Source organism: Seonamhaeicola marinus, from assembly GCF_008085455.1.
The window spans coordinates 240-442 of sequence record NZ_VSDQ01000763.1 but is presented as its reverse complement, the minus strand read 5'-3'; the positions used below and the strand labels follow the sequence as shown (position 1 = coordinate 442).

Genomic DNA, 203 nt, shown 5'->3' with positions numbered 1-203 from the left:
ATAAAGGCTCTTTTCTGTAAGGTACGTTATCAGTATGTCCTTCAACCATACACTCAAAATCAGGCTTGCTATTTACTACTTTAGCCACTTTAGCTAATACATCTTTAGCTTGCGATGTTACAATATAGCTACCGCTTTTAAATAATAATTTATCGGCAATAGAAATAAATACCACACCTTTTTCAACATTTACCTCAATATCT

1 protein-coding gene is annotated in these 203 nt (G+C 32.5%); it reads right to left on the bottom strand.

Features of this window, described 5'->3' with window-relative positions:
* On the bottom strand, positions 1–203 hold a 203-nt coding region (locus FUA24_RS25930), incomplete at both ends, for an OmpA/MotB family protein (protein WP_246147150.1).